2 protein-coding genes and 1 pseudogene are annotated in these 2,154 nt (G+C 28.7%); 2 read left to right on the top strand and 1 reads right to left on the bottom strand.

The window, feature by feature from the left end:
- Nucleotides 1-177: pseudogene (locus CQZ94_RS32185) on the bottom strand (cytoplasmic protein); the annotation flags it as partial.
- Nucleotides 178-235: 58 nt separating this feature from the next.
- On the opposite strand from CQZ94_RS32185, the gene CQZ94_RS30490 reads away from it, so the two are divergent.
- Nucleotides 236-619: a DUF1433 domain-containing protein gene (locus tag CQZ94_RS30490; protein ID WP_105588406.1), complete on the top strand. Its 384-nt coding sequence runs from the start codon at nt 236-238 to the stop codon at nt 617-619.
- Nucleotides 620-695: 76 nt separating this feature from the next.
- On the top strand, nt 696-1,061 hold the full coding sequence (locus tag CQZ94_RS30485; protein ID WP_105588405.1) for a DUF1433 domain-containing protein: 366 nt from the start codon (nt 696-698) through the stop codon (nt 1,059-1,061).
- Nucleotides 1,062-2,154: the final 1,093 nt, after the last annotated feature.

Raw genomic sequence — 2,154 nt, 5'->3', positions numbered from 1 at the left:
TAATCCATTTTTTACTTTTTGACAATCTGCATCAATTGATTCTATAACTACCCATTTCTTACCATCGACCCCTTTTATTTCCGCTCCTTTGTGTAAAGAATCATCGTCATAAACGTTACTTGATAACTCGAAATAATCTTCATCTGTCGCAATTGGATTTTTTTTGAATTCACTCATATGTTTCAACTCGTTTCATGGTATATTTTAACTATATTCAAATACAAGGGGATTTTAAATGAAAAAGAAATTGGTAATTATTTTATCCATTATTTGTATTATAGCAGGAGGGTATTTTACAATGGAATACTTAAAACAAAAAGAAATAGAAGAACAATTTTGGAAACGACAAGAAGTACGAGTAGAAAAGTATATTCGTTATAATATTCAGGATGTAAAATCTATCACATTTACAGAACATAAAGTAAATCCAATGGGTATTCCTTATATAAAAGGATATATAAATGATGATAAGGAATTGTGGTTTAATGCTAGTATAAGTACTACAGAAAACTTTGAAGATAAATTCTCGCGTTCTGGAGAACTTGGAAAACTAATAAAAGACCCTGAAAAATCAGTATCTGAAATTGAAAAAGAAGAGAAGGAAAAAAAACAAGAGTAGTCTTTGTACTACTATTTTCTTCTCCGTCTCATTTTAAGAAGAATGCATTGGTAAGTTTTTTATAAGGGGATTTTCCATGAAGAAAATAGTCATTTTGATTGTATCTGCTGTGATACTCATAGCAGGAGGGTATTTTACAATGGAATACTTAAAACAAAAAGAAAAAGAAGAAAAGTTTTGGAAAACACAAGAAACAAGAGTAGAAAAATATATTCATTACAATATTAAAGATGTGAAATCTATTACGTTTACAAAACATGAGGTGAATCCGATGGGAATCCCTACTATAAAAGGATATATAAATGGTGATCAAGAATTATGGTTCGGTGCTAGTATCAGTACAACGAAAGACTTTGAAGATGATTTTGGATGTTCTGGAGAACTATATGATAACTACATGAAAAAACCAGCAAAATCCGTATCTGAAATCGAAAAAGAATAAAAACAACAAGAGTAGTCTTTGTGATTACTCTTTTATTTTTATTATAGAAAAATAAAAGAGTTGAAAATATGAAAGTAAACTAATATCTAAAAGTTTACATTTAAACCAATCATGGGATTTTGTAATTAAACAACCTTTTTATGTTAAAATTGGAAATATATGATTTTTTCAGGAAGGGGAGATTTTATTGCATAAAATTTCAAATTTGATTTGTGGAGTATTATTGGTGATTTATATTTTGTATTCATTTTTTCTAAAAGATGAAAGTGATTTGAATGTAATTATTATATTAACCGTCTTGCTTATTATTTCTGTAATTTTAGACAAAAGAAACATAAAAAAACGGATCGATTAAAGTTCGGCTTTTTTATGTTTTAAAAGTGCTTTTAACTTGATGTTGATGTAACGGAACCTCAAGTATGTAGAAATTAAAAAAAGTCCCTTAATAATGTTAAAGGGACTTTGCTCACACAAATGATCTGTACATCAATTCATCTTTGATATACAGATCATTTGTATGATAATTTTTATAAATAATTGCGGAATAATAAACTTACATTACTGCTTTTAAAAGTTCTCCTACGAATGGGATGATTCCACCTAAGAATGATAAAACTGCCATTGCGATTGCCATATTATTTCCTCCTTTTTTTTCGTATTAAGGTATGATAATTTTTATAAATAATTGCGGAATAATGAATTTACATTACTGCTTTTAAAAGTTCTTGTACAAATGGAATGATTCCACCTACAAATTTTAAAACTGCCATTGCGATTGTCATATTATTTCCTCCTCTGTTGTTGATGCTAAGATGTGATTTATCTTTATGCTTTTATTATAGTAAGCGCTTACATTTTTATCAATACATTCTTATATGCAATATTGCATATAGGGCAATATTATACATTTAGACAAAAATTAGACCTCTATTAGTCATTCTTTAATGGTACCATAGCGAGGTGAGAGTCTTTAAGGGTTCTCCTTAATAGGAGGAAACGAATATGGAAAGAGTGCAAGCGATTATTGACAGTAATCTAAAATTCAAGAGCTGGGTTAAACAGGTACTAGCTATAGGCGGAATATTAGGGTTCT

The sequence above is a fragment of the Bacillus sp. MYb209 genome (genome assembly GCF_002975175.1).
Classification (GTDB): domain Bacteria; phylum Bacillota; class Bacilli; order Bacillales; family Bacillaceae_G; genus Bacillus_A.
The sequence above is the reverse complement of the archived record's forward strand: the minus strand, read 5'-3'. Positions and strand labels throughout refer to the sequence as shown.

Coding starts and splice junctions, on each gene's coding strand:
- CQZ94_RS30490 (WP_105588406.1), top strand. CDS start 236: ATGAAAAAGAAATTGGTAATTATTTTATCCATTATTTGTATTATAGCA.
- CQZ94_RS30485 (WP_105588405.1), top strand. CDS start 696: ATGAAGAAAATAGTCATTTTGATTGTATCTGCTGTGATACTCATAGCA.